Here is a 26,108-nt window from a genome sequence, read left to right as displayed (position 1 = left end):
GGCCCCGGCAAAGTCCCGTCAGGCCATCCACCTGGCTGGCGATGGCGTGTGCAAGTACCACCAACCCAACATCAACAAGCACTTTGCTACTACCAACTGGCCTCGTCGATCCCAGCGCCCGGCTCAGGCACGTTCGGCAACTGACGACCATGTTGGGTGTAGTTGGCGGCGATTTGATCAAGAGTTGGTAGTACTTGCAGACGCCCACCAGCAGAAACGACTTTGCCGGGGCCTGGGGGCTCCTCCCTTTCCACGACAGAAAGGCAGGCTGACGCAGGGGTCCCCTCGGATTTCAGCTCCCCCGCGACCCGCCCAACACAAGACAACCACCCGGCCGTGACCCGCCTGTCAGGACGACAACGTCCGAACCTTCCGAGTCGCCTCAGCCCGAGCCGCCAACTCAGAATCCCCAGGAAAATCCACCCGCACCAAACACAACCCATGCGCAGGAGCCACAGTGACCCCGCTGGCCCGCCCCTGAAGCGACAACAAGGACGAAGGCCACTCCACCGGCTTCCGCCCCTCCCCAACAGCCAGCAACGCCCCAATGAGCGACCGAACCATCGAGTGACAGAACGCATCAGCAGACACAAACGCCGTGATCACGCCATCAGGCCCACGCACCAACTCAAGCCGCTGCAGCTCACGAATGGTCGTGGCACCCTCACGCCGCTTGCAGAACGCACAAAAGTCGTGCTCCCCCAACAACAACGCGGCAGCAACGTTCATCGCCGAAACATCCAGCGGACGAGGCCAGGCCAACGTGTCCAACCGCCGCAACGGATGCGCCCCAAAAGCAGCATCCGTGACGCGGTACTCGTAGTGCCTCCGCATAGCGGAAAACCGAGCGTCGAACTCCCCAGGAACCACCCGCGCGGAAAAGACACGCACGTCAGAAGGCAGCGCCCGAGCCAACCGCTTCGGCAGCCCATCCACATCCACAGTGGACGGCAAATCAGCGTGGGCAACCTGCCCGGACGCATGCACCCCAGCATCAGTGCGCCCGGCAACAGTCAGAACGACGTCCTCGCGCAACACCATCGACAGCGTGTCCTCGAGAACGCCACAAACCGTCCGCCGGGAAGGCTGCCGAGCCCAGCCGGAGAACTCGGTCCCGTCATACCCCAGGTCGAACCGCACACGAACAAGCCCGCCGCCCCCGGAACCGGGAACGACGGGCTCGTCAGCGTTCAATCCGCTCAGGACTTGTCCTTGTCGGAAGCCTCAGCAGCCTCGTCCTTGGACTCCTCAGCCTCGACGGCCTCAGCAGTCGGCTCGCCGTCGACCTCGACAGCGTCCTCAACCTTGGTCTCGTCAGCGTCAGCCTCGACGACAGCGGCCTCAGCCGGCTTCTCGTCCTTGGCGAACTTGGTCTTGCGCGCAGCCTCGGCCTCGGTGGAGACGAGCTTCTGCTGCACCAGCTCGATGATGGCCATGGGGGCGTTGTCGCCCTTGCGCGCCAGCGTCTTGGTGATGCGGGTGTAGCCACCGGAACGGTCGCTGAAGAACGGACCGATCTCGGCGATCAGCTTGTGCACGACGTCCTTGTCGCGGATCACCTTCATGATCTCGCGACGGTTGTGCAGGTCGCCGGCCTTGGCCTTGGAGATGATCTTCTCGGCGTACGGACGCAGCCGCTTCGCCTTCGCCTCAGTGGTCTTGATCCGGCCGTGCTGGAACAGCGCCGTCGCCAGGTTGGCGAGCAGCAGCCGCTCGTGCGCCGGAGACCCACCGAGCCGGGGGCCCTTGGTAGGGGTGGGCATCGCTTGCTCCTGTAGTAACTAAAGAGATCCTCTGCTCTGAAACGAGCGTCAGAGCTGCTCGGTCTCCGCGTAGTCCTGACCGTCGTCGTGGGAGTCCAGACCGCTGCCGGCACCCCAGCCGGTGTCACCGGCGTGGTAGTCGGCCGCGGCGGCGGACGGGTCGAACCCAGGAGGCGAGTCCTTCAGCGCGAGGCCGAGGCCGACGAGCTTCATCTTGACCTCGTCGATCGACTTCGCACCGAAGTTGCGGATGTCCAGCAGGTCCGCCTCGCTGCGCGACACGAGCTCGCCGACGGTGTGGATGCCTTCCCGCTTCAAGCAGTTGTAAGACCGGACCGTGAGGTCCAGGTCCTCAATAGGCATCGCGAACGCGGCGATGGTGTCAGCCTCGGCCGGCGACGGGCCGATCTCGATGCCCTCGGCGTCGATGTTCAGCTCGCGAGCGAGGCCGAACAGCTCAACCAGGGTCTTACCCGCGGAGGCAACCGCGTCCCTCGGGGTGATCGAGGGCTTGGTCTCCACGTCGAGGATCAGCTTGTCGAAGTCCGTGCGCTGCTCGACACGAGTCGCCTCGACCTTGTACGTCACCTTGAGAACCGGCGAGTAGATCGAGTCGACCGGGATGCGGCCGATCTCGGCGCCGGCCTGCTTGTTCTGGACGGCCGGGACGTAGCCGCGACCGCGCTCGACAACGAGCTCGATCTCCAGCTTGCCCTTGCCGTTCAGCGTGGCGATGTGCAGGTCGGGGTTGTGCACGGTGACACCGGCCGGAGGCACGATGTCGCCCGCGGTCACCACACCGGGGCCCTGCTTGCGCAGGTACATGGTCACCGGCTCGTCCTCTTCGGACGAGACGACGAGCTCCTTCAGGTTCAGGATGACGTCGGTGACGTCCTCCTTCACCCCGGGAACCGTGGTGAACTCGTGCAGCACGCCGTCGATGCGGATGCTCGTGACAGCAGCACCGGGGATCGACGAGAGCAGCGTGCGGCGGATCGAGTTGCCGAGCGTGTAACCGAAGCCCGGCTCCAGCGGTTCGATGACGAACCGGGAACGGGTCTCGGAGACCGCTTCCTCGCCGAGCGAGGGGCGCTGGGAAATCAGCACTGGGTTCAACCTTTCTACAACGACGCCCGCTATTTGACGCCGTCACGACGCCGGTCGCGGAGACCGGCAAACGCACTCGGCACACCCTTCGCGCCGATGCGGGACCCGACCGGTGGGACGGCGAACCGCCCCACCGAGAGGATCACTTCGAGTAGAGCTCGACGATGAGCTGCTCGGTGACAGGCGTGTCGATCTGCGCGCGCTCGGGCAGCTGGTGCACGAGGATGCGCAGGTTCGAGGCGACGACCTGCAGCCAAGCGGGAATCGGGCGGTCACCGAAGGACGCGCGAGCAGCCTCGAAGGGCAGCGTCGGCATGGACTTCGGCTTCACGTCGATGATGTCGAACTTCGACACCTGGTAGCTCGGGATGTTCACCTTGTGGCCGTTGACCAGGAAGTGACCGTGAGCAACCAGCTGACGAGCCTGGCGACGCGTGCGGGCGAGGCCAGCGCGGTACACCACGTTGTCGAGGCGAGCCTCGAGAATCTGGAGCAGGTTCTCGCCGGTCTTGCCGGGGCGACGAACCGCTTCCTTGTAGTAACGGACGAACTGCTTCTCGAGCACGCCGTAGGTGTAGCGAGCCTTCTGCTTCTCCTGGAGCTGCAGCAGGTACTCGGACTCCTTGACCCGGCCACGGCCGTGCTGGCCGGGCGGGTACGGACGGCGCTCGAACGCCTGGTCCCCACCAACGAGGTCGACCTTCAGGCGGCGCGAGATACGCGTCGCGGGTCCCGTGTAACGAGCCATTAGTTCTTACTCCTCCCCGTGCCTCAGACCCGGCGCCGCTTGGGCGGGCGGCAGCCGTTGTGGGGCTGCGGGGTCACGTCCTGGATGGTGCCGACCTCGAGACCGGCGGCCTGCAGCGAACGGATCGCGGTCTCACGGCCGGAGCCGGGACCCTTGACGAACACGTCCACCTTGCGCATGCCGTGCTCGGCGGCCTTGCGGGCGGCGTTCTCGGCAGCCATCTGCGCCGCGAACGGCGTCGACTTGCGCGAGCCCTTGAAGCCCACGTGGCCGGCGGACGCCCAGCTGATCACGTTGCCCATCGGGTCCGTGATGGACACGATGGTGTTGTTGAACGTGCTCTTGATGTGCGCCTGGCCGTGCGAGACGTTCTTCTTTTCCTTGCGCCGGATCTTCTTGACCCCGGCTCCCGTGCGGGACTTGGGTGGCAAAACGAACTCCTAAGTTGAGGGCAGCAGACCCGAGGTCTTACTTCTTGCCGGCCTTCTTCTTGCCGGCCACGGTCTTCTTCGGACCCTTGCGGGTACGGGCGTTCGTCTTCGTGCGCTGTCCGCGAACGGGCAGGCCGCGACGGTGCCGAAGACCCTCGTAGCAACCGATCTCCATCTTGCGACGGATGTCGGCCGCGACCTCACGGCGAAGGTCACCCTCGACCTTGTAGTTCGTCTCGATGTGGTCCCGCAGCTTGGCGAGGTCGTCGTCCGTCAGATCCTTGACCCGGAGGTCAGGCGAGATCTGGGTGGCGGCGAGCAGCTCCTTGGAGCGCGTACGACCGATGCCGAAGATGTAGGTGAGCGCGATCTCCATCCGCTTTTCGCGGGGGAGGTCGACGCCAGCGAGTCGTGCCATGTGGCGGTTAACTCCTGTCGATTACTTCCAGGTCTGCTCCTCGTCCAGTTCCGGTGACTGACTCGCTGAGTGTCGTTCCGGCTGCTCTCACAACCGGTGTCCCGGCCCCGGCCTGGAATCCGGGGGTGTCCGCACGCTTGAAGCCCTGCGTGCGGCAGGTACGAGGAGGCTTCTCGTTACTGCGTCATCGAAGATCTCGACGAGCGCGAGGTGGAACCGCTCAGCCCTGGCGCTGCTTGTGGCGCAGGTTCTCGCAGATCACCATGACCCGGCCGTGACGGCGGATCACCTTGCACTTGTCGCAGATCTTCTTGACGCTCGGCTGAACCTTCACGCCTGAGATCTCCTGCTACTGGAGGTCACTTGTAGCGGTAGACGATGCGCCCGCGGGACAGGTCGTAGGGCGAGAGCTCCACGACAACCCGGTCCTCAGGGAGGATGCGGATGTAGTGCTGTCGCATCTTGCCGCTGATGTGCGCGAGTACCTTGTGACCGTTCTCCAACTCGACCCTGAACATCGCGTTGGGGAGCGGCTCGACTACGCGGCCCTCGACCTCAATGGCCCCGTCCTTCTTGCCCATGTCCTCCGCGTTTCGTGACGGTGATAATAACCTTTGGACGCGCGTCAGCCCGGTTCGATCTCACCTGCGAGGGCATGACTGAACCGGCGCGACGGATGCGCCACCTGACCAGTGTACGCAGTTCACTCCGGCAACCCAAATCGGGTCCGGTAAGGCCCGCTGTCGGGCTGCGTGGCCCGCTCCAGCACCGGCCGGAGCTTCTTGATGCTGTCGATCTCGGACTCGTGCCTGCCGAGCACCGATCGAAGCGTGCGCAGGCGCTGAGTCGCGATCCGGACGCCGTATCCGCTCTCGTCGGAACACCTCTGAGCTGCGTTGTTGAGCGCGAGGTCGCCCGTTCCGATGCCGTAGCTCTCCAGGCTCGGGTCCCCCGGCCCGCGCTGGGTGAACCCGGCCCGGTCGAGGCAGTGCAGCAGCGTCGCGCCGGCCGCCCGCGTCTCCGCGGCCTCCGGCCCCGACTGGAGGCGGACCTCCCACTCGCGGACGACCGTGTCGTGCAGTGCCGTGATGCGACTCACTGCGTCGATGTACTCCCAGGGTGCGGCGGACCGCGCCCTGCCCCCGCAGCCACCGTCGGCGGGAGGCGGCGGGCTGACGAAGTTCGGACGTTGGACGCGCACGTCGGAGAACGGCGGATCGCACCGCTCGACCGCCGCGATGGCGTCGGCCAGGAAGATCTGGTCGACGATCCGGTCCGCCGGCACGTCCTGGTAGGTGAAGTCGGTGGCCGGCTTAGAGGCAGCACAGCCTGAAACGAAAATCAGAGAGGCGGACAGGACGAAACGGGTTACCCCCACAATGCCCCCAAGCATTGGACTCGTTCGTCAACCTCGACCGTATCGGCCCTGACAAACGAAATAGCCCCGTTCACCGGAGGGCGAACGGGGCTATGTCCGAAAAACGTTGGGGCGCTTAGTCTTCCTCGGGCGCGGTGAGCACCCAGGGGCCGTCCTCGGTGATCGCGACGCTGTGCTCCCAGTGCGCCGCCCGAGTCCCGTCGAGCGTGATGACGGTCCAGCCGTCCTCGAGTTCCTGGGAGTCGTCGGTGCCGAGGGTCAGCATCGGCTCGATCGCGATGGCCATGCCGACCTTGAGCCTCGGCCCCTTGCCCGGCTTGCCGTAGTTCGGCAGGAACGGGTCCATGTGCATCTTGGAACCGATGCCGTGGCCGCCGTAGTCCGCGACGATCCCGTATTCGATGCCGTCGCGCTCGCCCGACTCGATGGCCGAGGACTCGATGGCGAACGAGATGTCCGTGAGCCGCCCGCCGGGCACCGCGGCCTCGATGCCCGCGAGCATCGACAACCGGGTCGCCTCGGACAGCCTGTGGTCCGCCGGCGACAGCTCGCCGACGCCGACGGTGACCGCCGAGTCGCCGTGCCAGTCGTCGAGGATCGCACCGCAGTCGATGGAGATCAGGTCACCCTCGGCCAGCACCTGCTTGCGGCTGGGGATGCCGTGGACGATCTGCTCGTTCACCGACGCGCAGATGCTCGCCGGGAAGCCGTGGTAGCCCTTGAACGACGGGATGGCTCCGGCGTCGCGGATGGTCTGCTCGGCGATCTCGTCGAGGTCCCAGGTGGACACCCCGGGCTTGACCGCGTCCACCACGTTCCTGAGGGCACGTGCCACGACCAGGCCGGAGGCGCGCATGGCCTCCAGCTGGCCGCGGGTCTTGATCTCGATCATGCTTTCACTGCCTGTTGCACGTGTGACGACAGAGCGGAGCCGGTCAAGCAGTCCACCTGTCACTTCTCGTCGCGCAGCGAGTGCAGCGCCGCGAGGGCGCGCTCGCTGATCTCGTCGATCTCACCGACGGCGTCGATCGAGATGACCTTGTCCGCGTAGTAGTTCAGCAGCGGCGCGGTCTCGTTGCGGTACACCTGCTGGCGGTGCCGGATGACGTCTTCCTTGTCGTCCGTGCGACCGCGCGCGAGCAACCGGTCCACCACGACGTCCTCGTCGACCCGGAACTCCAGCACCGCGTCGAGCGAGTGGCCACCGACCGCCAGGAACTCACCGAGCTTGTCGGCCTGGGCGACGTTGCGCGGGAACCCGTCGAGCAGGAACCCGTCCGCGGCGTCGGACTCCGCCAAGCGCTTGCGCACCATCTCGTTCGTGATGGAGTCAGGCACCAGCGCGCCCTCGTCGAGGATGCTCTGCACCTCGAGCCCGAGCTCGGTCTGGTTGCTGATGTGTGACCGGAAGAGGTCGCCCGTCGAGATGTGCGGCACGCCGAGCTTGCGGCTCAACACTTCAGCCTGGGTGCCCTTGCCCGCACCGGGCGGGCCAACGAGAACGAGTCGCATCTAGCGGAGGAACCCTTCGTAATTGCGCTGCATGAGCTGGCTCTCGATCTGCTTCACGGTGTCGAGACCGACACCGACCATGATCAGAACCGCGGTGCCGCCGAACGGGAAGTTCTGGTTCTGGCCGTCACCGGTCAGGTCCAGGAACAGGTTCGGCAGGATCGCCACGATGCCGAGGTAGAGCGAGCCGGGGAGCGTGATGCGACCCAGCACGAACTTGAGGTACTCGGCGGTCGGACGACCAGGACGGATGCCGGGGATGAAGCCACCGAACTTCTTCATCTCGTCAGCACGCTCGTCCGGGTTGAACGTGATGCCGACGTAGAAGTACGTGAAGAAGACGATCAGGAGGAAGTACGCGCTGATGTGCACCCAGCTCGACTGCTTGACCAGGTACGTCTGGACGAACGTCGAGAACCAGTTCGGCTCGGTGGAGGAACCCTGGGTGAGGCGGACGACCAGGTCCGGCAGGTAGAGCAGCGACGAGGCGAAGATGACCGGGATGACGCCGGCCTGGTTCACCTTGAGAGGAAGGTACGTCGACGTGCCGCCGTACATGCGACGGCCGATCATGCGCTTGGCGTACTGCACCGGAATGCGACGCTGGGCCTGCTCGACGTAGATGACGCTCGCAATGATCACAAGAGCAGCCACGATCACCAGGGCGAAGGTGATGCCGCTCTTCTGAAGGATGTTCTTGCCCTCGGCCGGGATACGGGCGGCGATACCGGTGAAGATCAGCAGCGACATGCCGTTGCCGATGCCCTTCTCGGTGATCAGCTCGCCCAGCCACATGATGACCGAGGTACCGGCGGTCATGGTGATGACCAGCACGATGAGGGTGAAGATGCTGTCCTTGCCAGGAATGACGTCCTGGTCGCACTCGCCGAACAGCTGTCCGCGCACCGCCAGCGCCACCAGACCGGTGGACTGCAGGATCGCCAGCCCGATGGTCAGGTAACGCGTGTACTGCGTCAGCTTGCCCTGACCGGCCTGCCCTTCCTTCTTCAACTGCTCGAAGCGCGGGATGACCACGGTCAGCAGCTGAATGATGATGCTCGCGGTGATGTAGGGCATGATGCCCAGCGCGAAGATCGACAGGTTGAGCAGTGCACCACCGCTGAACAGGTTGATCAGCGAGTAGATGTTCTGGCCTTCAAGCTGTTCAGCACACGCCCGCACGTTCTTGAAGGACACGCCCGGCGCGGGCATGGTCGCTCCAAGCCGGTACACAATGATGATCCCGAGCGTGAAGAGGATCTTCTTGCGTAGATCCGGCGTCGCGAGAGCCGAGCGGAATGCGCCGAGCACGCGAACCTCCTGAGCGTTGCCGACCCCCAGGGACCGGCACATGCGGTAGTTGGCAGGCCGCAGCAGGCAGCCACGACCAAGCGACCCGGAGGACATCCGGGTTCAGCCCGCGACTCTAACAGTCCCCCACGACCAGGCCGTACCCAGTGGCCAATCACAGGTTAGAACCGGTTGATCTCTCCCCGACCAGCTAGACCATCCGGGGTAGTCACAACCAGGATTCCATGCTACTAGCAGGACTTTCGGCCGCCGCGAACGTTTGCGCCCACCCCGAAGTTCCCACAAAAATCACCGCAAAGCGAACCCCGCACGCCAACCGCCAAGGCGAAGCCGAGCAGTCCGCTTCGGCGAAGCCGAGCAGTCCGCTTCGGCGAAGCCGAGCGCACCCCGCGCAGAGCAAGCGAGCCCGGCGGTGGGGTCCCCGATCAGATTGCCGGGGTTCCGGGGGCAGAGCCCTGGGGAAAGCACCCCAACGCAAGGTGACCACCCGCCCGCTGACGCCCCACCCAAAACGAGCCCCGGCAAGCTCACGCAGGCGTCCCCCTGAATCGGGAACCCCTACAACTCAACCTACTCACCAGGTCCGACACCCCCGAACAACGCCAAAGGGCCCCGAGGCGAAGCCTCAGGGCCCTTCAGGCAGCTATCAGGCGTCAGGACGCCACAGTGGAAGACCCACCAGCAGCAGCCAACTTCTCCACAGCGGTCTTGGAGAACTTGTCAGCCGTGACATCCAGCTTGACGGAGACATCTCCGTCACCCAGCACCTTGACGAGCGAGCCCTTGCGGACCAGCCCGGCCAGCACCAGCGCGGGAACGTCCACCGAGCCGCCCTCCGGGAAGGAGGCAGCGATGGCGGAGACGTTCACGACCTGGTACTCGGTGCGGAACGGGTTCTTGAAGCCCTTGAGCTTCGGGAGCCGCATGTGCAGCGGCATCTGGCCACCTTCGAAGCGCGGCGAGACGTTCTTGCGAGCGCCCGTGCCCTTCGTACCGCGGCCGGCGGTCTTGCCCTTGGAGCCTTCACCACGACCAACGCGGGTCTTGGCGGTCTTGGCTCCGGGGGCGGGACGCAGATCGTGAATCTTGATGGTCACGACTGGACCTCCTCAACAACCACCAGGTGACGCACGGCGTGGATCAGGCCGAGCACCTGGGGGGTGTCCTCACGCACGACCGACTGGCGGATCTTGCGCAGCCCGAGGGTGCGCATCGACTCGCGGTGGTTGTGCTTGGTACCGATGGTGCTGCGGACCTGGGTGATCTTGAGCTGAGCCATGATCACACCCCCTGGCCCGCGCGAGCGCGGATCATGCCGGCGGGAGCCACGTCCTCGAGGGGCAGGCCACGACGGGCCGCGACCTCTTCCGGACGCTGCAGACCCTTGAGGGCCGCCACGGTCGCGTGCACGATGTTGATCGCGTTGTCGGAGCCGAGCGACTTCGACAGCACGTCGTGCACGCCGGCGCACTCGAGGACGGCGCGGACAGCGCCACCCGCGATGACACCGGTACCGGCCGAGGCCGGACGCAGCAGGACCACACCAGCGGCCTTCTCACCCTGGACCGGGTGGGGGATGGTGCCGGCGATGCGAGGAACGCGGAAGAAGTTCTTCTTCGCCTCCTCGACGCCCTTGGCGATGGCCGCGGGAACTTCCTTGGCCTTGCCGTAGCCGACGCCGACCATGCCGTCGCCGTCGCCGACCACCACGAGGGCGGTGAAGCTGAAGCGACGACCACCCTTGACCACCTTGGAGACGCGGTTGATCGCAACCACGCGCTCGAGGTGGGGGGTCTTCTCCTGGGCCGCGCCGCCGCGGCCGCCGTCACGACGGTCGCGGCGCTCTCCGCGCTCGCCCCCGCCGCCTTCGCGACGCGTACGTCCTGGCATCAGGCGTCCCTCTCAATTCCAGTCATCAACATTGTCAGAACTCCAGCCCCGCCTCGCGAGCGGCATCCGCCAGAGCAGCGATCCGGCCGTGGTACGCGTTGCCACCGCGGTCGAACACGACCGCCGTGATGCCGGCGTCCTTGGCACGGGCCGCGGCCAGCTGGCCGACCTTGGCCGCGCGGGCCTTCTTGTCGCCGTCCATCGCACGGACGTCGGCCTCCATGGAGGAAGCGGACGCGACCGTGTGGCCCTTGAGGTCGTCGATCACCTGAACGGTGATGTGCTTCGACGACCGGTGCACGACCAGGCGCGGACGCTCGGCGGTGCCGCTGACCTTCTTGCGGAGGCGGAAGTGGCGACGGGCCTTCGCAACACGACGCCTGGTGGAGATGTCCTTGCCCACCGGCTTGCGCTTCGTAACAGTCGACTCGCTCATGTCACTTACCCGTCTTTCCGACCTTGCGACGGATCTTCTCGCCCGAGTACCGGACGCCCTTACCCTTGTACGGGTCGGGCTTGCGCAGCTTGCGGATGTTGGCGGCAACCTCACCGACCAGCTGCTTGTCGATACCCGCGACGGAGAAGCGGGTCGGGGTCTCCACCGCGAAGGTGATGCCCGCGGGGGCCTCGACCTTGACGGGGTGGGAGTAACCGAGCGCGAACTCGAGCTCAGAGCCCTTGAGCGCGACGCGGTAACCGACGCCGTGGATTTCCATCTTCTTTTCGTAACCCTGGGTCACACCGACGACCATGTTGTGCACCAGCGTGCGCGACAGGCCGTGGAGCGCGCGGTTGCGACGCTCGTCGTTCGGGCGCTTGACCTCGAGAGTGCCGTCTTCAGCCTTCTCCAGGCTGATCGGCTCAGCGATCGTCAGCGTCAGGGTGCCCTTCGGGCCCTTGATGCTCACGTCCTGGCCGGCGATGTTCACGTCGACCCCGGAGGGGACAATGATCGGCTGCTTACCGATGCGCGACATGTCTACTCCCCCTTACCAAACGTAGGCGAGGACTTCTCCGCCCACGCCTGCCTTGTTGGCCTGACGGTCGGTCATGAGACCGCCAGAGGTCGAAATGATCGCCACGCCGAGGCCACCGAGAACTCGGGGCAGGCCGGTGGACTTCGCGTACACGCGCAGGCCCGGCTTCGACACGCGGCGGAGGCCGGCGATGCTGCGCTCCCGGTTCGGGCCGTACTTCAGCTCGACGACGAGGTTCTTCGCGACCTCGCCCTCCTCGTCGCGGTACGAGGCGATGTAGCCCTCGCGCTTGAGGATCTCGGCGATGTTGGCCTTCAGCTTCGAGTGCGGCATCACGACCTTGTCGTGGTAAGCCGAATTCGCGTTGCGCAGACGAGTGAGCATGTCTGCGATCGGGTCGGTCATCGTCATGGTGACCTGGTCAACCTTTCTCGCTGCGGTTCACCGGCTCAGGGTCCAGACCTGCCCTCCCCGAAGGGAGGGACAGGACGGTCGTGTGCGGGCCTACAGCGAAGTAATGGAGCTTTGAATTACCAGCTGGACTTGCTCACGCCAGGCAGCTCACCGCGGTGAGCCATCTCGCGCAGGCAGATCCGGCAGAGGCCGAACTTGCGGAACACCGCGTGGGGGCGGCCGCAACGCTGGCACCGGGTGTAACCCCGGACCTTGAACTTCGGCTTCTTCGCGGCCTTGTTGATCAACGCCTTCTTGGCCATCGACTCAGTTCTCCTTGAACGGGAAGCCCAGGAGCTTCAGCAGCGCCCGGCCCTCCTCGTCGTTCGTGGCGGTGGTGACGACGGTGATGTCCATGCCGCGAGGCCGGTCGATCGCGTCCGGGTCGATCTCGTGGAACATCGACTGCTCGTTCAGGCCGAACGTGTAGTTGCCGTTGCCGTCGAACTGCTTGCCCGAGAGGCCGCGGAAGTCGCGGATACGGGGCAGCGCGATCGTCAGCAGACGGTCGAGGAACTCCCACATGCGGTCGCCGCGCAGCGTGACGCGCGCACCGATCGGCATGCCTTCACGCAGCTTGAACTGCGCGATGGACTTGCGGGCCCGACGGACCTCGGGACGCTGACCGGTGATGATCGAGAGGTCCTTGACGGCACCCTCGATCAGCTTGCCGTCACGGGCGGCGTCGCCGACACCCATGTTGACAACGACCTTGACGACACGCGGGATCTGCATCACGTTGTCGAAGTTGAACTGCTTCTGCAGTTCCCCGGTGATCTCGGCGCGGTAACGCGTCTTGAGCCGCGGGATGATCTTCTCTGCGGTAGTCATGCTCAGATGTCCTTCCCGTTACGACGGGAAATGCGGACCCGCTTGCCCTCGTCGTTCGTCCGGTAACCAACACGGGTCGGCTTGCCGTCCGAGTCGACCACCATCACGTTGGAGACGTTGATCGGGGCTTCCTGGGTCACGATGCCACCGGACTGCGCGCCCCGCTGGGTCTGCGTGATCTTGGTGTGCTTCTTGATCCGGTTGACGCCCTCGACCAGGACCTTGCCGGTCTCCGGGTAGGCCTGGATGACCTTGCCCTTCGCGCCCTTGTCCTTGCCGGCGATAACGACGACCGTGTCGCCCTTCTTCACCTTCATGGTCAGAGCACCTCCGGAGCCAGCGAGATGATCTTCATGAACTTCTTGTCGCGCAGCTCGCGCCCGACCGGGCCGAAGATGCGGGTACCGCGGGGCTCGTTGTCGTTCTTGATGAGCACAGCGGCGTTCTCGTCGAAACGGATGTACGAGCCATCCGCGCGACGGCGCTCCTTGACGGTGCGGACGATGACGGCCTTGACGACGTCACCCTTCTTCACGCCGGCACCGGGGATCGCGTCCTTGACGGTCGCGACGATGATGTCGCCGATGCCCGCGTAGCGGCGGCCCGAACCACCGAGAACACGGATGCAAAGGATTTCCTTCGCACCAGTGTTGTCGGCGACACGAAGCCGCGACTCCTGCTGAATCACTTACTTGCTCCTGACCATTCCTGGCCCGCCGGATTTCCGACCCGACGGGCTCGGTCTGTCTACAGTGTTCAATCCCTTTCGGGGACTTACTTGGCCTTCTCGAGGATCTCGACGAGCCGCCAGCGCTTGGTCGCCGACAGAGGCCGGGTCTCCATGAGCAGGACGCGGTCGCCGATGCCCGCCGCGTTCTCCTCGTCGTGCACCTTCACCTTGGTGGTGGAGCGCATGATCTTGGAGTAACGCGGGTGCTTCTTGCGGTCCTCGAGCGCCACGACGATCGTCTTGTCCATCTTGTCGGACACGACGAGGCCCTCGCGGACCTTGCGGTCGTTGCGCTTCTCGGTCTGAACTTCGTTGCTTTCGGTCATGCCGCACCCTCACCAGTGGATTCCGGCGAAGCGGAGAGCCCGAGCTCCCGCTCCCGCATCACGGTGTAGATCCGGGCAATCTCGTGCCGGACCGTGCGCAACCGCCGGTTGTTGTCGAGCTGGCCCGTGGCCATCTGGAAGCGAAGGTTGAAAAGCTCTTCCTTCGATTCCTTCAGACGCAGCACGAGCTCTTCCTCGGTGAGCTCACGCAGCTCGGAAGCGGTGGTACCCGCTGCCATCAGAACTCACCACCCTCACGCGTAACGATGCGGCACTTCATCGGGAGCTTGTGGATCGCGCGGCGAAGAGCCTCGCGGGCCACCTGCTCGTTCGGGAAGGCCATCTCGAAGAGGACGCGACCCGGCTTGACGTTGGCCACCCACCACTCCGGCGAACCCTTACCGGAACCCATGCGGGTCTCGGCCGGCTTCTTCGTCAGCGGACGGTCCGGGAAGATGTTGATCCAGACCTTGCCGCCACGACGGATGTGGCGCGTGATGGCGATACGAGCGGACTCGATCTGCCTGTTGGTGACGTAGGCGGGCTCGAGAGCCTGGATGCCGTACTCACCGAAGGTGACCTTCGTGCCGCCCTTGGCAGCACCCGACCGCTTCGGGTGGTGCTGCTTGCGGTGCTTGACCCTGCGCGGGATGAGCATGACTCAGCTCTCCGTCTTCTCTGCAGCAGCCGGGGCCTCGCTGACAGCGGAAGCGTCAGCTGCGGCACGGCCGGCCTCGGTGCTCGTCGCGGTGGTGCCGCTGGCACCGGAACGACGGGCCCGGTTCGGACGCTCGCCACGGTCGCGGCGCGGGGCGCGGTCGGCCTGCGAAGGGGCCGCGTCACGCTCACGCTTGGCGGAGATGCCACCGACGATGTCGCCCTTGTAGATCCACACCTTCACGCCGATACGGCCGAACGTGGTGCGGGCCTCGAAGAAGCCATAGTCGATGTCGGCGCGGAGCGTGTGCAGCGGCACGCGGCCGTCGCGGTAGTGCTCCGAGCGGGACATCTCGGCGCCGCCCAGACGACCGCCGCACTGCACGCGGATGCCCTTCACCTGCGAGGAACGCATGGCCGACTGAATGGCCTTGCGCATCGCGCGACGGAAGGCAACGCGGTTGGACAGCTGCTCGGCGACACCCTGTGCCACGAGCTGCGCGTCCGACTCGGGGTTCTTGACCTCGAGGATGTTCAGCTGGACCTGCTTCTTGGTGAGCTTCTCCAGCTCACCGCGGATGCGGTCCGCCTCGGCACCGCGACGGCCGATGACGATGCCCGGCCGGGCGGTGTGGATGTCGACGCGCACCCGGTCACGGGTCCGCTCGATCTCCACCTTGGAGATGCCGGCACGCTCCATGCCCTTGCTGAGCAGCTTGCGGATCTTGACATCTTCCGCGACGTACTCGGCGTACTGCTTGTCGGCGTACCAGCGGGACTTCCAGTCGGTGGTGATCCCCAGCCGGAAGCCGTGCGGGTTGATCTTCTGGCCCACTACCGGGTTCCCTTCGCGCTGGTCTTCTTCGGACGCGACTCCACCTCAATGGTGATGTGCGACGTCCGCTTGCGGATCCGGTACGCGCGGCCCTGGGCACGCGGGCGGAAACGCTTGAGGGTCGGACCCTCGTCCACGTAGGCCACCGAAACCCAGAGGGTGTCGGGGTCCAGGGACAGGTTGTTCTCGGCGTTGGCCATGGCGCTGGCGAGCACCTTCGCGACCGGCTCACTTGCTGCCTGCGGCGCGAACTGGAGCACGGCCAGGGCCTCGCGGGCGTTACGTCCCTTGATGAGCTCGACGACGCGGCGCACCTTCATCGGCGTGTCGCGGACGTAGCGAGCCCGAGCCACGGCGCGCGGAAACTCCTGCGCCTCAGCATCTTTACGGGCGTTCATCGCTGCTTCCCCTTGCTCTTCCTAGTTCGGCGCCTAGCGGCGGCGAGACTTCCGGTCGTCCTTGATGTGGCCCTTGAAGGTCCGGGTGGGGGCGAACTCGCCCAGCTTGTGCCCGACCATCGCTTCGGTCACGAACACCGGGACGTGCTTGCGGCCGTCGTGCACCGCGAGGGTGTGACCCAGCATGTCCGGGATGATCGTGGACCGGCGGGACCACGTCTTGATGACCGTCTTCTTGCCCGACTCGTTGAGAACGTCCACCTTCTTGAGCAGGTGGTCGTCAACGAAGGGGCCCTTCTTAAGGCTGCGAGGCATCCTTCACTCCCTTCCTGCTCAGCGCTTCTTACCGGTGCGACGACGCCGGACGATGAGCTTGTCGCTTGGCTTACGGCGGCGGGTACGGCCTTCGGGCTTACCAGCCGGGTTCACCGGGTGGCGACCACCGGAGGTCTTACCCTCACCACCACCATGCGGGTGGTCAACGGGGTTCATGGCGACACCACGCACGGTGGGCTTCTTGCCCTTCCACCGCATGCGGCCGGCCTTGCCCCAGTTGATGTTCTGGTGCTCCTTGTTGCCGACCTCGCCGAGCGTGGCGCGGCAGCGCACGTCCACGTTGCGGATCTCGCCCGAAGGCATCCGCAGCTGGGCGTACGGGCCGTCCTTCGCCACGAGCTGCACCGAGGCACCGGCGGAGCGAGCGATCTTCGCGCCGCCACCGGGGCGGAGCTCGATCGCGTGGATCACGGAACCGACCGGGATGTTGCGCAGCGGCAGGTTGTTACCCGGCTTGATGTCGGCCTTGGGGCCGTTCTCAACCGTGTCACCCTGCTTGAGCTTCTCCGGGGCGATGATGTAGCGCTTCTCGCCGTCCGCGTAGTGCAGCAGCGCGATGCGCGCGGTCCGGTTGGGGTCGTACTCGATGTGAGCGACCTTGGCCGGCACGCCGTCCTTGTCGTGGCGACGGAAGTCGATCAGGCGGTAAGCCCGCTTGTGACCGCCACCCTTGTGCCGAGTGGTGATCTTGCCCGACGCGTTGCGGCCACCCAGCTTGTGCAGCGGGCGGATCAGCGACTTCTCCGGCGTCGACCGAGTGATCTCGGCGAAGTCGGAGACGCTCGCACCGCGACGACCGGGGGTCGTCGGCTTGTACTTGCGAATGCCCATCTCTACGCAGTCCTCGTCATCAGGCGGCAGGGCCGCCGAAGATCTCGATCGCCTTGCTGTCAGCCGACAGCGTGACGATCGCGCGCTTCGTGTCCTTGCGCTTGCCGAACCCGGTGCGGGTGCGCTTGCGCTTGCCCTGCCGGTTGATGGTGTTGACGCTGACGACCTTCACGCCGAAGACCTTCTCCACGGCGATCTTGATCTGGGTCTTGTTCGACCCCGGCGCCACCAAGAAGGTGTACTTGTTCTCCTCGAGGAGCCCGTAGGACTTCTCGGAGATCACCGGCGCGAGCAAGATGTCCCTGTGGTCGGGGATCACTTGGAACCCTCCTCGTCCACGACAGCCGCCGTGGCCTCGGCCGAGCCGCGACCCTGCTGGGCCTTGCTGGCGAGGAACACGTCGAGCGAGTCCTTGGTGAACACCACGTCGTCGTTGACGAGCACGTCGTAGGTGTTGAGCTGGTCGGGCGCGATCACGTGCACGTGCGGGAGGTTCCGCACGCTGACCCACGCGACCTCGTCGGTGCGGTTGAGCACCACGAGAACGCGGCGAGCCTGGGTGACCGACTCCAGGACCTTGCGCGCGGTCTTGGTCGACGGGGTGTCCCCGTCCACCAGGCCGGACACGACGTGCACCTGGTTGGCGCGAGCCCGGTCAGAGAGGGCACCGCGCAGAGCGGCGGCCTTCATCTTCTTGGGGGTCCGCTGGGTGTAGTCACGCGGCTGCGGGCCGTGGACGATGCCACCGCCGGCGAACTGCGGCGCACGCGTCGAACCCTGGCGGGCACGGCCGGTGCCCTTCTGGCGGTACGGCTTCTTGCCACCACCGGACACCTCGCCGCGGGTCTTCGTCGAGTGCGTGCCCTGGCGCGCGGCGGCCTGCTGGCCGACGACCACCTGGTGCAGCAGCGCGACGTTCGCCTGCGCGTCGAAAACAGCCGAGGGGAGCTCGACCGTGCCGGCGGACTTGCCGTCCGGGGTGCGGATCTCAACAGTCGACATCAGGCACCACCCTTCGCGGCAGTCCGGACGAACACCAGACCACCCTTGGGGCCGGGAACAGCGCCCTTGATGAGCAGCAGGCCGTTCTCGGCGTCGATCTTGTGCACCTTCAGGTTCTGGGTCGTGACGCGCTCGTGGCCCATGCGGCCGGCCATGCGCAGACCCTTGAAGACGCGACCCGGAGTGGCGCAGCCACCGATGGAACCCGGCGAGCGGTGCTTGCGCTGGGTGCCGTGGCTGGAGCCGAGGCCCCGGAAGTTGTGGCGCTTCATGACACCCGCGGTGCCCTTGCCCTTGCTGGTGCCGGTGATGTCGACAACAGCGCCGGCCTCGAACACCTCAGCGGTGATCTCCTGGCCGACCGTGTACTCGCTGGCGTCCGTCGTGCGCAGCTCCACCAGGTGGCGGCGGGGCGTGACCCCGGCCTTGGCGAAGTGGCCCGCAACGGGCTTGTTGACCTTGCGCGGGTCAATCGCGCCGGCCGCCAGCTGGACGGCGGTGTAGCCGTCCTTCTCTTCGGTGCGAACCTGGGTCACGACATTGGGCTCAGCCTTGACGACGGTCACCGGGACAACCCGGTTGTTCTCGTCGAAGACCTGAGTCATGCCGAGCTTGGTGCCCAGGATGCCCTTCATCTGCCTGTCAGACATTGGTCCGTTACTCTCCGCGCCCAACGCTTACTGGATGTTGACGTCGACGCTGGCCGGCAGGTCGATGCGCATGAGCGCGTCAACCGTCTTCGGCGTCGGGTCGAGGATGTCGATCAACCGCTTGTGCGTGCGCATCTCGAAGTGCTCGCGCGAGTCCTTGTACTTGTGCGGCGAGCGGATGACGCAGTACACGTTCTTCTCAGTGGGCAGCGGCACAGGCCCGACGACCCGAGCGCCGGTGCGCGTCACGGTCTCCACGATCTTGCGCGCAGACGCGTCGATCGCTTCGTGGTCGTAGGCCTTGAGCCGGATGCGGATCTTTTGTCCCGCCATAATGGCTTGCCGTTCCTCTGCTTCTCGTAACCGCTGCGGTGCGGTGCCTCGGATGAGGCCTGTTACAGCCTCTTGGCGCGCTCCGCCCCTGTTGAAGTGTCATGGTGCCCGGTCCACGCGGTCGGGCGTGTCGCGCCCGGTGCGCATACCGGTCCCGCTCAAGGTCTCCCCGGTGGGATTGGGCCTACCACAGCCCATGCACCCTGATGCCCATCTCCGCAAGGAGGCGTTCACTAACAGGGCGCGGACGCTCGGTCGAAGAGCTCAGGCACACACGAAGTGAACCCGGCCTTCGTCGAGCAACCCGTAAAGGATGCCACACGGTTGCGAGGCGATCCAAATCGGGGTGGGTGAGTTAGAGGCAGATCACGTTGGGATCAAGGTCCGCGAATCCGCGAGGACGCGTCCGCCTGCGTTGCGTGCTGCCTCACACCCGTTGCGCCGCAAGGATAACAACGACAAAGGCCGGGCCAACGAAGTCGTTGGCCCGGCCTTGCCGAACTAACTGCGGCTAGCCGCGGTCAGAGCCAGATCACTTGATGATCTTGGTGACCGAGCCGGCGCCGACGGTGCGGCCACCCTCGCGGATCGCGAAGCGGAGGCCCTCGTCCATGGCGATCGGCTGGATCAGCTTGACGTCCATACCGGTGGTGTCACCCGGCATGACCATCTCGGTGCCCTCGGGCAGCGTCACAACGCCGGTCACGTCCGTCGTCCGGAAGTAGAACTGGGGACGGTAGTTGTTGAAGAACGGCGTGTGGCGGCCACCCTCGTCCTTGGACAGGATGTAGACCTGCGCCGTGAACTCGGTGTGCGGGGTCGTGGTGCCCGGCTTGACGATGACCATGCCGCGCTCCACCTCCTCGCGCTTGATGCCACGGAGCAGCAGCGCGGCGTTGTCGCCGGCGCGGCCCTCGTCCAGGAACTTCTTGAACATCTCGATCGAGGTGACCGTCGTCTTCTTCGACGTCTCCTTGATACCGACGATCTCGATCTCGGAGTTCACGTTGATGATGCCGCGCTCGATACGACCGGTCACCACGGTGCCGCGGCCGGTGATCGTGAAGACGTCCTCGACGGGCATGAGGAACGGCTTCTCGGTGTCGCGCTCCGGCTCCGGGATCGCCGTGTCAACGGCGGCCATGAGCTCGAGAACGGACTTGCCCCACTGCTCGTCGCCCTCGAGCGCCTTCAGCGCCGAGACGCGCACGACCGGCAGGTCGTCGCCCGGGAACTCGTACTCGGAGAGCAGCTCGCGGACCTCGAGCTCAACGAGCTCCAGGATCTCCTCGTCGTCCACCATGTCGGCCTTGTTCAGCGCGACGACGATGTAGGGGACGCCGACCTGGCGGGCCAGGAGGACGTGCTCCTTCGTCTGCGGCATCGGGCCGTCGGTGGCCGCGACCACCAGGATGGCGCCGTCCATCTGCGCCGCACCGGTGATCATGTTCTTGATGTAGTCGGCGTGCCCGGGGCAGTCGACGTGCGCGTAGTGACGGTTCTCCGTCTGGTACTCGATGTGCGCGATCGAGATCGTGATGCCGCGCTGCTTCTCTTCCGGCGCCTTGTCGATCTGGTCGAACGCGAACGAGGCGTTCACATCGGGGTACGCGTCGTGCAGAACCTTGGAGATCGCCGCGGTCAGCGTGGTCTTGCCATGGTCGATGTGACCGATGGTGCCGATGTTGACGTGCGGCTTCGTCCGCTCGAACTTCGCCTTGGCCACTGGATTGTCCTCCTGGACTTCTTTTTGCTGGTCCGGCGGGCATCTGTGGCCACCCGCCGGACTACACGTCAGGGTCGAAAAGTGCGGACCCCAGGGATTCACCCCCGGAGAGCCCGCGGTGGAACTGCGGTGCTCCGGTGGGGAGTTACTCCCCGGTCGCCTTCGCGATGATCTCCTTCGAGACGTTCGCGGGAACCTCTGCGTAGGAGTCGAACACCATCGAGTAGTTGGCACGACCCTGGGTCTTGGACCGCAGGTCACCCACGTACCCGAACATTTCCGACAGCGGAACCAGTGCCTTGACGACACGGACGCCGCTGCGCTCCTCCATGGCCTGGATCTGGCCACGGCGGGAGTTCAGGTCGCCGATCACGTCGCCCATGTACTCCTCGGGCGTCGTGACCTCGACGGCCATCAGAGGCTCGAGGATCGCGGGAGACGCCTGACGGGCGGCTTCCTTGAGGGCCATCGAACCAGCGATCTTGAACGCCATTTCCGAGGAGTCGACCTCGTGGTAGGCGCCGTCGAGCAGCGTCACCTTCACGCCGACCAGCGGGTAGCCCGCCAGCACGCCGTACTGCAGCGCGTCCTGCGCACCCGCGTCGACCGACGGGATGTACTCACGCGGGATGCGACCACCGGTGACGGCGTTGACGAACTCGTAGAGCGCGCCGTCTTCCTTCTTCTCCAGCGGCTCGACGGTGACGAGCACCTTCGCGAACTGGCCGGAGCCACCGGTCTGCTTCTTGTGGGTGTAGGAGTACTTCTCCACCGCCTTGCGGATGGTCTCCCGGTACGCCACCTGAGGCTTGCCGATGTTGGCCTCGACCTTGAACTCGCGGCGCATGCGGTCCACCAGGATGTCCAGGTGGAGCTCGCCCATGCCGGCGATGATGGTCTGGCCGGTCTCCTGGTCGAGGTTGACCCGGAACGTCGGGTCCTCCTCCGCCAGCTTCTGGATCGCGGTGCCGAGCTTCTCCTGGTCCGCCTTCGTCTTGGGCTCGATGGCCACCTGGATGACGGGCTCGGGGAAGGTCATCGACTCGAGCACGATCGGGTGTGCCGGGTCGCACAAGGTCTCACCGGTCGTGGTGTCCTTCAGACCGATCACGGCGTAGATGTGGCCCGCGATGGCCTCGGTGACCGGGTTCTCCTTGTTGGCGTGCATCTGGAAGATCTTCCCGATGCGCTCCTTGCGGTCCTTGGTCGCGTTGATGACCTGGGTGCCGGAGGCGACCTTGCCCGAGTAGACCCGGATGTAGGTCAGCTTGCCGAAGAACGGGTGCACGGCGATCTTGAACGCCAGCGCCGAGAACGGCTCGTCGCTCGAGGCCTTGCGCGACACGACGGTCTCGCCGTCCTGCAGCGTGCCCTCGACCGGCGGGAGGTCCATCGGCGACGGCAGGAAGTCGACCACCGCGTCGAGCATGGGCTGAACGCCCTTGTTCTTGAACGCCGAACCACACAGGATCGGGTACGCGGTGCCCTCGGAGACGATCTTGCGGAGGCCCGCCTTGATCTCCGCGACGGACAGGTCGCCCTGCTCGAAGTACTTCTCGGTCAGCTCGTCGTCGGTCTCGGCGACGGCCTCGAGAAGCTGCTCGCGGAACTCCTGCGCACGCTCGACGAGATCCGCGGGGATCTCCTCGATCGCGTAGTCCTCGCCCTTCTGGACCTCGCCACGCCACGTCAGGGCGCGCATCTCGATCAGGTCGACGACGCCGATGAAGTCGCTCTCGGCACCGATCGGGATCTGGATCGGCAGCGGCTTCGCCGCGAGACGGTCCTGAATGGTCTTGATGGTGAAGTAGAAGTCCGCGCCCAGCTTGTCCATCTTGTTGACGAAGCAGATACGCGGGACGTCGTACTTGGTCGCCTGCCGCCAGACCTGCTCGGACTGCGGCTCGACGCCCTCCTTGCCGTCGAAGACGGCAACAGCGCCGTCGAGGACGCGCAGGTTGCGCTCGACCTCGACGGTGAAGTCGACGTGGCCGGGCGTGTCGATCAGGTTGATCTGGTGGTCTTTCCAGTAGCAGGTCGTCGCGGCCGACGTGATCGTGATGCCGCGCTCCTGCTCCTGCTCCATCCAGTCCATCACGGCAGCGCCGTCGTGCACCTCGCCGATCTTGTAGCTGATCCCCGTGTAGAAGAGGATCCGCTCAGTCGTCGTGGTCTTGCCCGCGTCGATGTGGGCCATGATCCCGATGTTGCGGACCTTGGCAAGATCAGTGAGCACGTCCTGTGCCACGGGTCTTTCCCCTGTCTTGAGCTTGTGAGCTCACTAGGGCTGGGAGAGCCCGGCCTCACCGAGGCCGGGCGTCAGATCACCAGCGGTAGTGGGCGAAGGCCTTGTTGGACTCGGCCATCTTGTGCGTGTCCTCACGGCGCTTGACGCTCGCACCGAGACCGTTGCTCGCATCGAGCAGCTCGTTCATCAGACGCTCGACCATGGTCTTCTCACGGCGCTGCCGGGAGAAGGTGATCAGCCAGCGCAGCGCCAGCGTGGTGGAGCGACCGGGCTTGACCTCGATCGGCACCTGGTAGGTCGCACCACCGACGCGGCGGCTCTTGACCTCCAGCGACGGCTTCACGTTGTCCAGGGCGCGCTTCAGCGTGACGACCGGGTCGGTGCCGGTCTTCTCGCGAGCACCTTCGAGGGCTTCGTAGACGATCTTCTCCGCCACGGAGCGCTTGCCGTCCACCAGCACCTTGTTGATGAGCTGGGTCACGAGCGGCGAGCTGTAGACCGGGTCGGAGATAAGCGGCCGCTTCGGGGCCGGTCCCTTGCGGGGCATCAGCTCTTCTCCTTCTTCGCGCCGTAGCGGCTGCGAGCCTGCTTGCGGTTCTTGACACCCTGCGTGTCGAGAGAGCCACGGATGATCTTGTAACGAACACCCGGCAGGTCCTTCACACGACCGCCACGCACGAGCACCATCGAGTGCTCCTGGAGGTTGTGACCCTCACCGGGGATGTAGGCCGTGACCTCGATGCCGCTGGTCAGCTTCACGCGAGCGACCTTGCGCAGTGCGGAGTTCGGCTTCTTGGGGGTGGTGGTGTAAACGCGGGTGCACACACCGCGCCGCTGCGGCGAGCCCTTGAGGGCCGCCGTCTTCTGCTTGGCCACCTTGTCCTGGCGGCCCTTGCGGACCAGCTGCTGGATCGTTGGCATTCGCCGGCTGCTTCTTCCGTCTTTTGCGGGTTCGCCTCGCGGCTCACCCTCGTGTTTCTTGATCCCTCTCTGCACCCGAGGTCGGGCGTGTCGCCCGCTCCCAAGGTCCGCAAGCAACAGTTCAACTGCCACTGCGAGTGGAGGACACCGCTGCCTCACGGGCACGCGGAGCGGCCCGACATGGGTCGGGCACGAGTAGCAAAGATACCCGCCCACGTCTACCTGGGTCAAAACGGGGGTGCCGCACGCGCACGTGCAGTAGACATGGCCGCTGGAACTGAGGGTACTCGCGTGACGGAGAACGCACTTTGAAGCTCAACCTGCTGGTCTACGGCATCGCCGCGCTGGTGATCGGGATTCCCGCGGTGCTGATCGCCCGTGACCTCCTGACGTCGGACGCCCTGGTCGGCCAGTGCGCGCGGCAGGTGGCGAATGTCTCCGAACTGAAGTTCGAGGAGATCGGCTGCAAGGCGAAGAAGCCCAGCGCCGAGTACGAGGTCGGCGCGATCGGGGCGAACTGCCCGGACGGCGACTACCTCGCCGTTCCGAGGGACGACGAGAAGACCTGCTATCTCTCGCGCGCGGCCATCGGCGTGTGTTTCGTGACGAAGAAGTATCCGAACGTGAGCGAGGCGGTCCTCGTTCGGGGGGACTGCAAGGACCCGAGCGCGCGCAAGAGCGTGCACGTCCTCCACGACACCTTCGACAAGGCGCGGTGCCCGAACGCGGAACTCTCGCTCGCCTACTCCAAGCCCGCGAGGACGATCTGCATGGAGAAGCCGTGAGGTCCGCTGCCCTGATCGCGGCGCTCGTGCTGGTGCTGTCCGGGTGTTCTGGATGGCACGAGCAGGCCGGCGTGGGCGAGTGCGCGAAGCAGATCGACGTGAACGACACGAGCGTCAACATGGAGGAAGTGGACTGCTCGTCCGAACAGGCCGTGTACCGGGTGTCCTCGCGTGAGAAGCGCACGATGTGCCCGACCGGTGACTACCTCGACGAGTCGTCCGGGCGGTCGAGGAAGACCGGCAAGACGCGGTACTGCTATGTGCTGAACGTCAAGGAGGGCGACTGCCTCAAGGCGGTCAACCAGTACTTCGAACGGGTGGCGTGCGGCACCGGGACGCGCAGGGTGACGAAGGTGGTCGACGGCAAGTCCGACCGCCTGTTGTGCGCCGGCGAGGACTCGAAGACCTACTCCCAGCCCATGAAGACCATCTGCATCACCAAGTGATCCCGCCTGATTCACTTGACGGCGTGGACGATCTGATCGCGGCGATGGCCTCGCTGACCGGCTCTTCGGCCGATCCCGAGGTGCTCGGCGGCGACCGTGGTGACGTCGTGGTCGTGCGGGTCGGCGACACGGTGGCGAAGGCCCATCCCGCGGACGTCGACGTGGAGGCGTTGCGGCAGCGAGTGGAGATCGCGGCGGCACACCCCGAGTTGTTGTTGCCACCGTTGAAGCCGTTGCAGTTCGTGGACGACCGGCCGGTGACGGTCTGGCCGTACGGGACGCCGGTGAGCCAGGAGGACCCCGACGGGGCGCCGTGGGAAGAGAGCGCCGCACTGCTGGCGCGACTGCACGCGTTGCCCGTACAAGGGCCAGCGGCCGGTACGCCTGACCGGATCGTGCGAGCCATTCAAGCGTTGCCGCCGGATCTGCCGCACGCCGACGTGGTGCTGCGAGCGTACGAAGCCTTGCCACCGTTGGACATGTCCGGGCGGGCGCTGATCCACGGCGACTGGCACCTCGGGCAACTGGTGCACAGAGGCGCCTGGCGGCTCATCGACGTGGACGATCTCGGGGTGGGTGATCCCGTGTGGGACCTGGCGCGACCTGCGGCTCTGTTCGCGGTGGGGGTCCTGCCGGCCGACCTGTGGGCGCGGTTCCTCAACACCTACCGTGAAACGGGCGGTGTGGCCGTGACGACATCGGAATGGGATGTCCTCAACATTCCGGCTCAGGCGTACGTTGTTCAGATGGCGGCACGGGCACTCATGTCCGGGCTGCAGGCAGTGGAACCGCTGGTTGAGGCTTGTCGTCGGATCGTCACGACGCACGACAACGGCGACCGCGGCTAATATCGTTTTTGTCCGGTCCCACCGCAGGAGGCTCACCACGATGCAGTGTCCCAAGTGTCATGCGAACATGCGCACGTTTGACCGCATGGGCGTCCACATCGAGCAGTGCGACGGCTGCCGCGGGGTCTTCCTCGACTACGGCGAGCTCGAGTCCATCACGCGCCTCGAAGCCCAGATGCAGGCCCCGCCGCCCCCGGTCGCGCCGCCGCCCGCCGCC

The 26,108-nt window shown here is 65.7% G+C and carries 41 protein-coding genes; 4 read left to right on the top strand and 37 right to left on the bottom strand.

Going from position 1 to position 26,108, the window contains the following annotated elements:
• Nucleotides 1-348: 348 nt before the first annotated feature.
• The 37 genes from truA to rpsL all read right to left on the bottom strand — a co-directional run bounded on the left by truA (nt 349) and on the right by rpsL (nt 23,812).
• Complete coding sequence (gene truA / locus B0F77_RS44195; RefSeq protein ID WP_211294346.1) at nt 349-1,140, bottom strand: tRNA pseudouridine(38-40) synthase TruA; 792 nt, start codon at nt 1,138-1,140, stop codon at nt 349-351.
• A 59-nt stretch (nt 1,141-1,199) separates the two neighbouring features.
• Nucleotides 1,200-1,763, bottom strand: coding sequence for a 50S ribosomal protein L17 (gene rplQ, locus B0F77_RS44190; RefSeq protein WP_086669045.1), 564 nt, complete (start codon nt 1,761-1,763; stop codon nt 1,200-1,202).
• A gap of 48 nt (nt 1,764-1,811) precedes the next feature.
• On the bottom strand, nt 1,812-2,870 hold the full coding sequence (locus tag B0F77_RS44185) for a DNA-directed RNA polymerase subunit alpha (protein ID WP_086669044.1): 1,059 nt from the start codon (nt 2,868-2,870) through the stop codon (nt 1,812-1,814).
• A 142-nt stretch (nt 2,871-3,012) separates the two neighbouring features.
• Nucleotides 3,013-3,618: a 30S ribosomal protein S4 gene (gene rpsD / locus B0F77_RS44180; RefSeq protein ID WP_086669043.1), complete on the bottom strand. Its 606-nt coding sequence runs from the start codon at nt 3,616-3,618 to the stop codon at nt 3,013-3,015.
• Nucleotides 3,619-3,641: 23 nt separating this feature from the next.
• Entirely contained in the window at nt 3,642-4,049 is a 408-nt protein-coding gene (gene rpsK, locus B0F77_RS44175) for a 30S ribosomal protein S11 (protein WP_086669042.1), read from the bottom strand.
• A 37-nt stretch (nt 4,050-4,086) separates the two neighbouring features.
• A complete protein-coding gene (gene rpsM / locus B0F77_RS44170) occupies nt 4,087-4,467 on the bottom strand; it encodes a 30S ribosomal protein S13 (protein ID WP_086669041.1) in 381 nt (126 codons plus the stop codon).
• Nucleotides 4,468-4,687: 220 nt separating this feature from the next.
• A complete protein-coding gene (gene rpmJ, locus B0F77_RS44165; RefSeq protein WP_010148647.1) occupies nt 4,688-4,801 on the bottom strand; it encodes a 50S ribosomal protein L36 in 114 nt (37 codons plus the stop codon).
• 25 nt (nt 4,802-4,826) lie between these two features.
• A complete protein-coding gene (infA, locus tag B0F77_RS44160; RefSeq protein WP_005166804.1) occupies nt 4,827-5,048 on the bottom strand; it encodes a translation initiation factor IF-1 in 222 nt (73 codons plus the stop codon).
• A 122-nt stretch (nt 5,049-5,170) separates the two neighbouring features.
• Nucleotides 5,171-5,752: a hypothetical protein gene (locus B0F77_RS44155; protein ID WP_143467238.1), complete on the bottom strand. Its 582-nt coding sequence runs from the start codon at nt 5,750-5,752 to the stop codon at nt 5,171-5,173.
• A gap of 208 nt (nt 5,753-5,960) precedes the next feature.
• Entirely contained in the window at nt 5,961-6,737 is a 777-nt protein-coding gene (map, locus tag B0F77_RS44150; protein ID WP_086669039.1) for a type I methionyl aminopeptidase, read from the bottom strand.
• A gap of 59 nt (nt 6,738-6,796) precedes the next feature.
• Nucleotides 6,797-7,357, bottom strand: a complete 561-nt coding sequence (locus B0F77_RS44145; protein WP_086669038.1) for an adenylate kinase — start codon at nt 7,355-7,357, stop codon at nt 6,797-6,799.
• Nucleotides 7,358-8,668, bottom strand: coding sequence for a preprotein translocase subunit SecY (gene secY / locus B0F77_RS44140; RefSeq protein WP_086669048.1), 1,311 nt, complete (start codon nt 8,666-8,668; stop codon nt 7,358-7,360).
• A 653-nt stretch (nt 8,669-9,321) separates the two neighbouring features.
• Nucleotides 9,322-9,765 (bottom strand): 50S ribosomal protein L15, encoded by a 444-nt coding sequence (gene rplO / locus B0F77_RS44135; protein ID WP_086669037.1) that lies wholly within the window; start codon nt 9,763-9,765, stop codon nt 9,322-9,324.
• Nucleotides 9,762-9,947 (bottom strand): 50S ribosomal protein L30, encoded by a 186-nt coding sequence (rpmD, locus tag B0F77_RS44130; protein WP_045309828.1) that lies wholly within the window; start codon nt 9,945-9,947, stop codon nt 9,762-9,764. The genes rplO and rpmD overlap by 4 nt, the downstream gene beginning before the upstream one ends.
• Before the next feature lie 2 nt (nt 9,948-9,949).
• Entirely contained in the window at nt 9,950-10,558 is a 609-nt protein-coding gene (gene rpsE, locus B0F77_RS44125) for a 30S ribosomal protein S5 (RefSeq protein WP_030473451.1), read from the bottom strand.
• Between the two features lie 34 nt (nt 10,559-10,592).
• Nucleotides 10,593-10,994 (bottom strand): 50S ribosomal protein L18, encoded by a 402-nt coding sequence (gene rplR, locus B0F77_RS44120; RefSeq protein WP_086669036.1) that lies wholly within the window; start codon nt 10,992-10,994, stop codon nt 10,593-10,595.
• Between the two features lies 1 nt (nt 10,995).
• Entirely contained in the window at nt 10,996-11,535 is a 540-nt protein-coding gene (rplF, locus tag B0F77_RS44115; protein WP_086669035.1) for a 50S ribosomal protein L6, read from the bottom strand.
• Nucleotides 11,536-11,547: 12 nt separating this feature from the next.
• Complete coding sequence (gene rpsH / locus B0F77_RS44110; protein ID WP_030473454.1) at nt 11,548-11,946, bottom strand: 30S ribosomal protein S8; 399 nt, start codon at nt 11,944-11,946, stop codon at nt 11,548-11,550.
• A 119-nt stretch (nt 11,947-12,065) separates the two neighbouring features.
• Nucleotides 12,066-12,251 (bottom strand): type Z 30S ribosomal protein S14, encoded by a 186-nt coding sequence (locus tag B0F77_RS44105; RefSeq protein WP_030473455.1) that lies wholly within the window; start codon nt 12,249-12,251, stop codon nt 12,066-12,068.
• A gap of 4 nt (nt 12,252-12,255) precedes the next feature.
• Nucleotides 12,256-12,819, bottom strand: coding sequence for a 50S ribosomal protein L5 (rplE, locus tag B0F77_RS44100; RefSeq protein ID WP_086669034.1), 564 nt, complete (start codon nt 12,817-12,819; stop codon nt 12,256-12,258).
• Nucleotides 12,820-12,821: 2 nt separating this feature from the next.
• Entirely contained in the window at nt 12,822-13,136 is a 315-nt protein-coding gene (rplX, locus tag B0F77_RS44095) for a 50S ribosomal protein L24 (protein ID WP_045309812.1), read from the bottom strand.
• 2 nt (nt 13,137-13,138) lie between these two features.
• Nucleotides 13,139-13,507, bottom strand: a complete 369-nt coding sequence (gene rplN, locus B0F77_RS44090) for a 50S ribosomal protein L14 (RefSeq protein ID WP_030473458.1) — start codon at nt 13,505-13,507, stop codon at nt 13,139-13,141.
• Between the two features lie 86 nt (nt 13,508-13,593).
• Nucleotides 13,594-13,875, bottom strand: coding sequence for a 30S ribosomal protein S17 (gene rpsQ / locus B0F77_RS44085; protein WP_065915974.1), 282 nt, complete (start codon nt 13,873-13,875; stop codon nt 13,594-13,596).
• Nucleotides 13,872-14,114, bottom strand: a complete 243-nt coding sequence (rpmC, locus tag B0F77_RS44080; protein ID WP_086669033.1) for a 50S ribosomal protein L29 — start codon at nt 14,112-14,114, stop codon at nt 13,872-13,874. The genes rpsQ and rpmC overlap by 4 nt, the downstream gene beginning before the upstream one ends.
• A complete protein-coding gene (rplP, locus tag B0F77_RS44075; RefSeq protein WP_030473461.1) occupies nt 14,114-14,533 on the bottom strand; it encodes a 50S ribosomal protein L16 in 420 nt (139 codons plus the stop codon). The genes rpmC and rplP overlap by 1 nt, the downstream gene beginning before the upstream one ends.
• A gap of 3 nt (nt 14,534-14,536) precedes the next feature.
• Nucleotides 14,537-15,367, bottom strand: a complete 831-nt coding sequence (rpsC, locus tag B0F77_RS44070) for a 30S ribosomal protein S3 (RefSeq protein ID WP_086669032.1) — start codon at nt 15,365-15,367, stop codon at nt 14,537-14,539.
• Nucleotides 15,367-15,765 carry a 50S ribosomal protein L22 gene (gene rplV, locus B0F77_RS44065; RefSeq protein ID WP_086669031.1) on the bottom strand — a complete coding sequence of 133 codons (399 nt, stop codon included), beginning with the start codon at nt 15,763-15,765 and terminating at the stop codon, nt 15,367-15,369. Before rplV ends, rpsC begins: the two co-directional genes overlap by 1 nt.
• Before the next feature lie 33 nt (nt 15,766-15,798).
• Entirely contained in the window at nt 15,799-16,080 is a 282-nt protein-coding gene (rpsS, locus tag B0F77_RS44060) for a 30S ribosomal protein S19 (protein WP_086669030.1), read from the bottom strand.
• An 18-nt stretch (nt 16,081-16,098) separates the two neighbouring features.
• Nucleotides 16,099-16,932 (bottom strand): 50S ribosomal protein L2, encoded by an 834-nt coding sequence (gene rplB, locus B0F77_RS44055; RefSeq protein ID WP_030473464.1) that lies wholly within the window; start codon nt 16,930-16,932, stop codon nt 16,099-16,101.
• A 19-nt stretch (nt 16,933-16,951) separates the two neighbouring features.
• Nucleotides 16,952-17,251 carry a 50S ribosomal protein L23 gene (rplW, locus tag B0F77_RS44050; protein WP_065915972.1) on the bottom strand — a complete coding sequence of 100 codons (300 nt, stop codon included), beginning with the start codon at nt 17,249-17,251 and terminating at the stop codon, nt 16,952-16,954.
• A complete protein-coding gene (gene rplD, locus B0F77_RS44045; RefSeq protein ID WP_086669029.1) occupies nt 17,248-17,934 on the bottom strand; it encodes a 50S ribosomal protein L4 in 687 nt (228 codons plus the stop codon). The genes rplW and rplD overlap by 4 nt, the downstream gene beginning before the upstream one ends.
• Nucleotides 17,934-18,584 carry a 50S ribosomal protein L3 gene (gene rplC, locus B0F77_RS44040; protein WP_086669028.1) on the bottom strand — a complete coding sequence of 217 codons (651 nt, stop codon included), beginning with the start codon at nt 18,582-18,584 and terminating at the stop codon, nt 17,934-17,936. Before rplC ends, rplD begins: the two co-directional genes overlap by 1 nt.
• Nucleotides 18,585-18,611: 27 nt before the next feature.
• Nucleotides 18,612-18,917 carry a 30S ribosomal protein S10 gene (rpsJ, locus tag B0F77_RS44035; RefSeq protein WP_003938093.1) on the bottom strand — a complete coding sequence of 102 codons (306 nt, stop codon included), beginning with the start codon at nt 18,915-18,917 and terminating at the stop codon, nt 18,612-18,614.
• Nucleotides 18,918-19,449: 532 nt separating this feature from the next.
• Complete coding sequence (tuf, locus tag B0F77_RS44030; RefSeq protein ID WP_086669027.1) at nt 19,450-20,643, bottom strand: elongation factor Tu; 1,194 nt, start codon at nt 20,641-20,643, stop codon at nt 19,450-19,452.
• 145 nt (nt 20,644-20,788) lie between these two features.
• On the bottom strand, nt 20,789-22,891 hold the full coding sequence (gene fusA, locus B0F77_RS44025) for an elongation factor G (protein WP_086669026.1): 2,103 nt from the start codon (nt 22,889-22,891) through the stop codon (nt 20,789-20,791).
• Nucleotides 22,892-22,967: 76 nt separating this feature from the next.
• The gene (rpsG, locus tag B0F77_RS44020; protein WP_030478293.1) at nt 22,968-23,438 is read right to left on the bottom strand and encodes a 30S ribosomal protein S7; all 471 of its coding nucleotides are present in this window, start codon (nt 23,436-23,438) and stop codon (nt 22,968-22,970) included.
• Complete coding sequence (gene rpsL, locus B0F77_RS44015; protein WP_030473471.1) at nt 23,438-23,812, bottom strand: 30S ribosomal protein S12; 375 nt, start codon at nt 23,810-23,812, stop codon at nt 23,438-23,440. Before rpsL ends, rpsG begins: the two co-directional genes overlap by 1 nt.
• Before the next feature lie 308 nt (nt 23,813-24,120).
• On the opposite strand from rpsL, the gene B0F77_RS44010 reads away from it, so the two are divergent.
• The 4 genes from B0F77_RS44010 to B0F77_RS43995 all read left to right on the top strand — a co-directional run.
• Nucleotides 24,121-24,597, top strand: a complete 477-nt coding sequence (locus B0F77_RS44010; protein WP_086669025.1) for a hypothetical protein — start codon at nt 24,121-24,123, stop codon at nt 24,595-24,597.
• Complete coding sequence (locus B0F77_RS44005) at nt 24,594-25,043, top strand: LppU/SCO3897 family protein (protein WP_086669024.1); 450 nt, start codon at nt 24,594-24,596, stop codon at nt 25,041-25,043. Before B0F77_RS44010 ends, B0F77_RS44005 begins: the two co-directional genes overlap by 4 nt.
• A gap of 23 nt (nt 25,044-25,066) precedes the next feature.
• On the top strand, nt 25,067-25,891 hold the full coding sequence (locus B0F77_RS44000; RefSeq protein ID WP_169731072.1) for a phosphotransferase family protein: 825 nt from the start codon (nt 25,067-25,069) through the stop codon (nt 25,889-25,891).
• Between the two features lie 40 nt (nt 25,892-25,931).
• On the top strand, nt 25,932-26,108 hold a 177-nt coding region (locus tag B0F77_RS43995; RefSeq protein ID WP_169731071.1), incomplete at its 3' end, for a TFIIB-type zinc ribbon-containing protein.

Source organism: Lentzea kentuckyensis, from assembly GCF_002150765.1.
In the GTDB taxonomy this organism is placed as follows: Bacteria; Actinomycetota; Actinomycetes; order Mycobacteriales; family Pseudonocardiaceae; genus Lentzea; species Lentzea kentuckyensis.
The sequence above is the reverse complement of the archived record's forward strand: the minus strand, read 5'-3'. Positions and strand labels throughout refer to the sequence as shown.

Bases quoted from the DNA above. Each gene is read 5' to 3' on its own strand.
- rpsE (WP_030473451.1), bottom strand. From the start codon at position 10,558: ATGCCAGGACGTACGCGTCGCGAAGGCGGCGGGGGCGAGCGCGGAGAG.
- rpmC (WP_086669033.1), bottom strand. From the start codon at position 14,114: ATGGCAGCGGGTACCACCGCTTCCGAGCTGCGTGAGCTCACCGAGGAA.
- rplQ (WP_086669045.1), bottom strand. From the start codon at position 1,763: ATGCCCACCCCTACCAAGGGCCCCCGGCTCGGTGGGTCTCCGGCGCAC.
- rpsH (WP_030473454.1), bottom strand. From the start codon at position 11,946: ATGACGATGACCGACCCGATCGCAGACATGCTCACTCGTCTGCGCAAC.
- rpsS (WP_086669030.1), bottom strand. From the start codon at position 16,080: ATGCCTCGCAGCCTTAAGAAGGGCCCCTTCGTTGACGACCACCTGCTC.
- rplE (WP_086669034.1), bottom strand. From the start codon at position 12,819: ATGACTACCGCAGAGAAGATCATCCCGCGGCTCAAGACGCGTTACCGC.
- rpsJ (WP_003938093.1), bottom strand. From the start codon at position 18,917: ATGGCGGGACAAAAGATCCGCATCCGGCTCAAGGCCTACGACCACGAA.
- rpsL (WP_030473471.1), bottom strand. From the start codon at position 23,812: ATGCCAACGATCCAGCAGCTGGTCCGCAAGGGCCGCCAGGACAAGGTG.
- rpsG (WP_030478293.1), bottom strand. From the start codon at position 23,438: ATGCCCCGCAAGGGACCGGCCCCGAAGCGGCCGCTTATCTCCGACCCG.
- rpsQ (WP_065915974.1), bottom strand. From the start codon at position 13,875: ATGACCGAAAGCAACGAAGTTCAGACCGAGAAGCGCAACGACCGCAAG.
- rpmD (WP_045309828.1), bottom strand. From the start codon at position 9,947: ATGGCTCAGCTCAAGATCACCCAGGTCCGCAGCACCATCGGTACCAAG.
- rplC (WP_086669028.1), bottom strand. From the start codon at position 18,584: ATGTCTGACAGGCAGATGAAGGGCATCCTGGGCACCAAGCTCGGCATG.
- rpsM (WP_086669041.1), bottom strand. From the start codon at position 4,467: ATGGCACGACTCGCTGGCGTCGACCTCCCCCGCGAAAAGCGGATGGAG.
- rpsD (WP_086669043.1), bottom strand. From the start codon at position 3,618: ATGGCTCGTTACACGGGACCCGCGACGCGTATCTCGCGCCGCCTGAAG.
- rplD (WP_086669029.1), bottom strand. From the start codon at position 17,934: ATGTCGACTGTTGAGATCCGCACCCCGGACGGCAAGTCCGCCGGCACG.
- rplF (WP_086669035.1), bottom strand. From the start codon at position 11,535: ATGTCGCGCATCGGTAAGCAGCCGATCATTGTCCCCTCCGGGGTCGAC.
- rplX (WP_045309812.1), bottom strand. From the start codon at position 13,136: ATGAAGGTGAAGAAGGGCGACACGGTCGTCGTTATCGCCGGCAAGGAC.
- rplB (WP_030473464.1), bottom strand. From the start codon at position 16,932: ATGGGCATTCGCAAGTACAAGCCGACGACCCCCGGTCGTCGCGGTGCG.
- B0F77_RS44145 (WP_086669038.1), bottom strand. From the start codon at position 7,357: ATGCGACTCGTTCTCGTTGGCCCGCCCGGTGCGGGCAAGGGCACCCAG.
- rplP (WP_030473461.1), bottom strand. From the start codon at position 14,533: ATGCTCATCCCGCGCAGGGTCAAGCACCGCAAGCAGCACCACCCGAAG.
- rplR (WP_086669036.1), bottom strand. From the start codon at position 10,994: ATGAGCGAGTCGACTGTTACGAAGCGCAAGCCGGTGGGCAAGGACATC.
- infA (WP_005166804.1), bottom strand. From the start codon at position 5,048: ATGGGCAAGAAGGACGGGGCCATTGAGGTCGAGGGCCGCGTAGTCGAG.
- B0F77_RS44105 (WP_030473455.1), bottom strand. From the start codon at position 12,251: ATGGCCAAGAAGGCGTTGATCAACAAGGCCGCGAAGAAGCCGAAGTTC.
- map (WP_086669039.1), bottom strand. From the start codon at position 6,737: ATGATCGAGATCAAGACCCGCGGCCAGCTGGAGGCCATGCGCGCCTCC.
- rplV (WP_086669031.1), bottom strand. From the start codon at position 15,765: ATGAACGCCCGTAAAGATGCTGAGGCGCAGGAGTTTCCGCGCGCCGTG.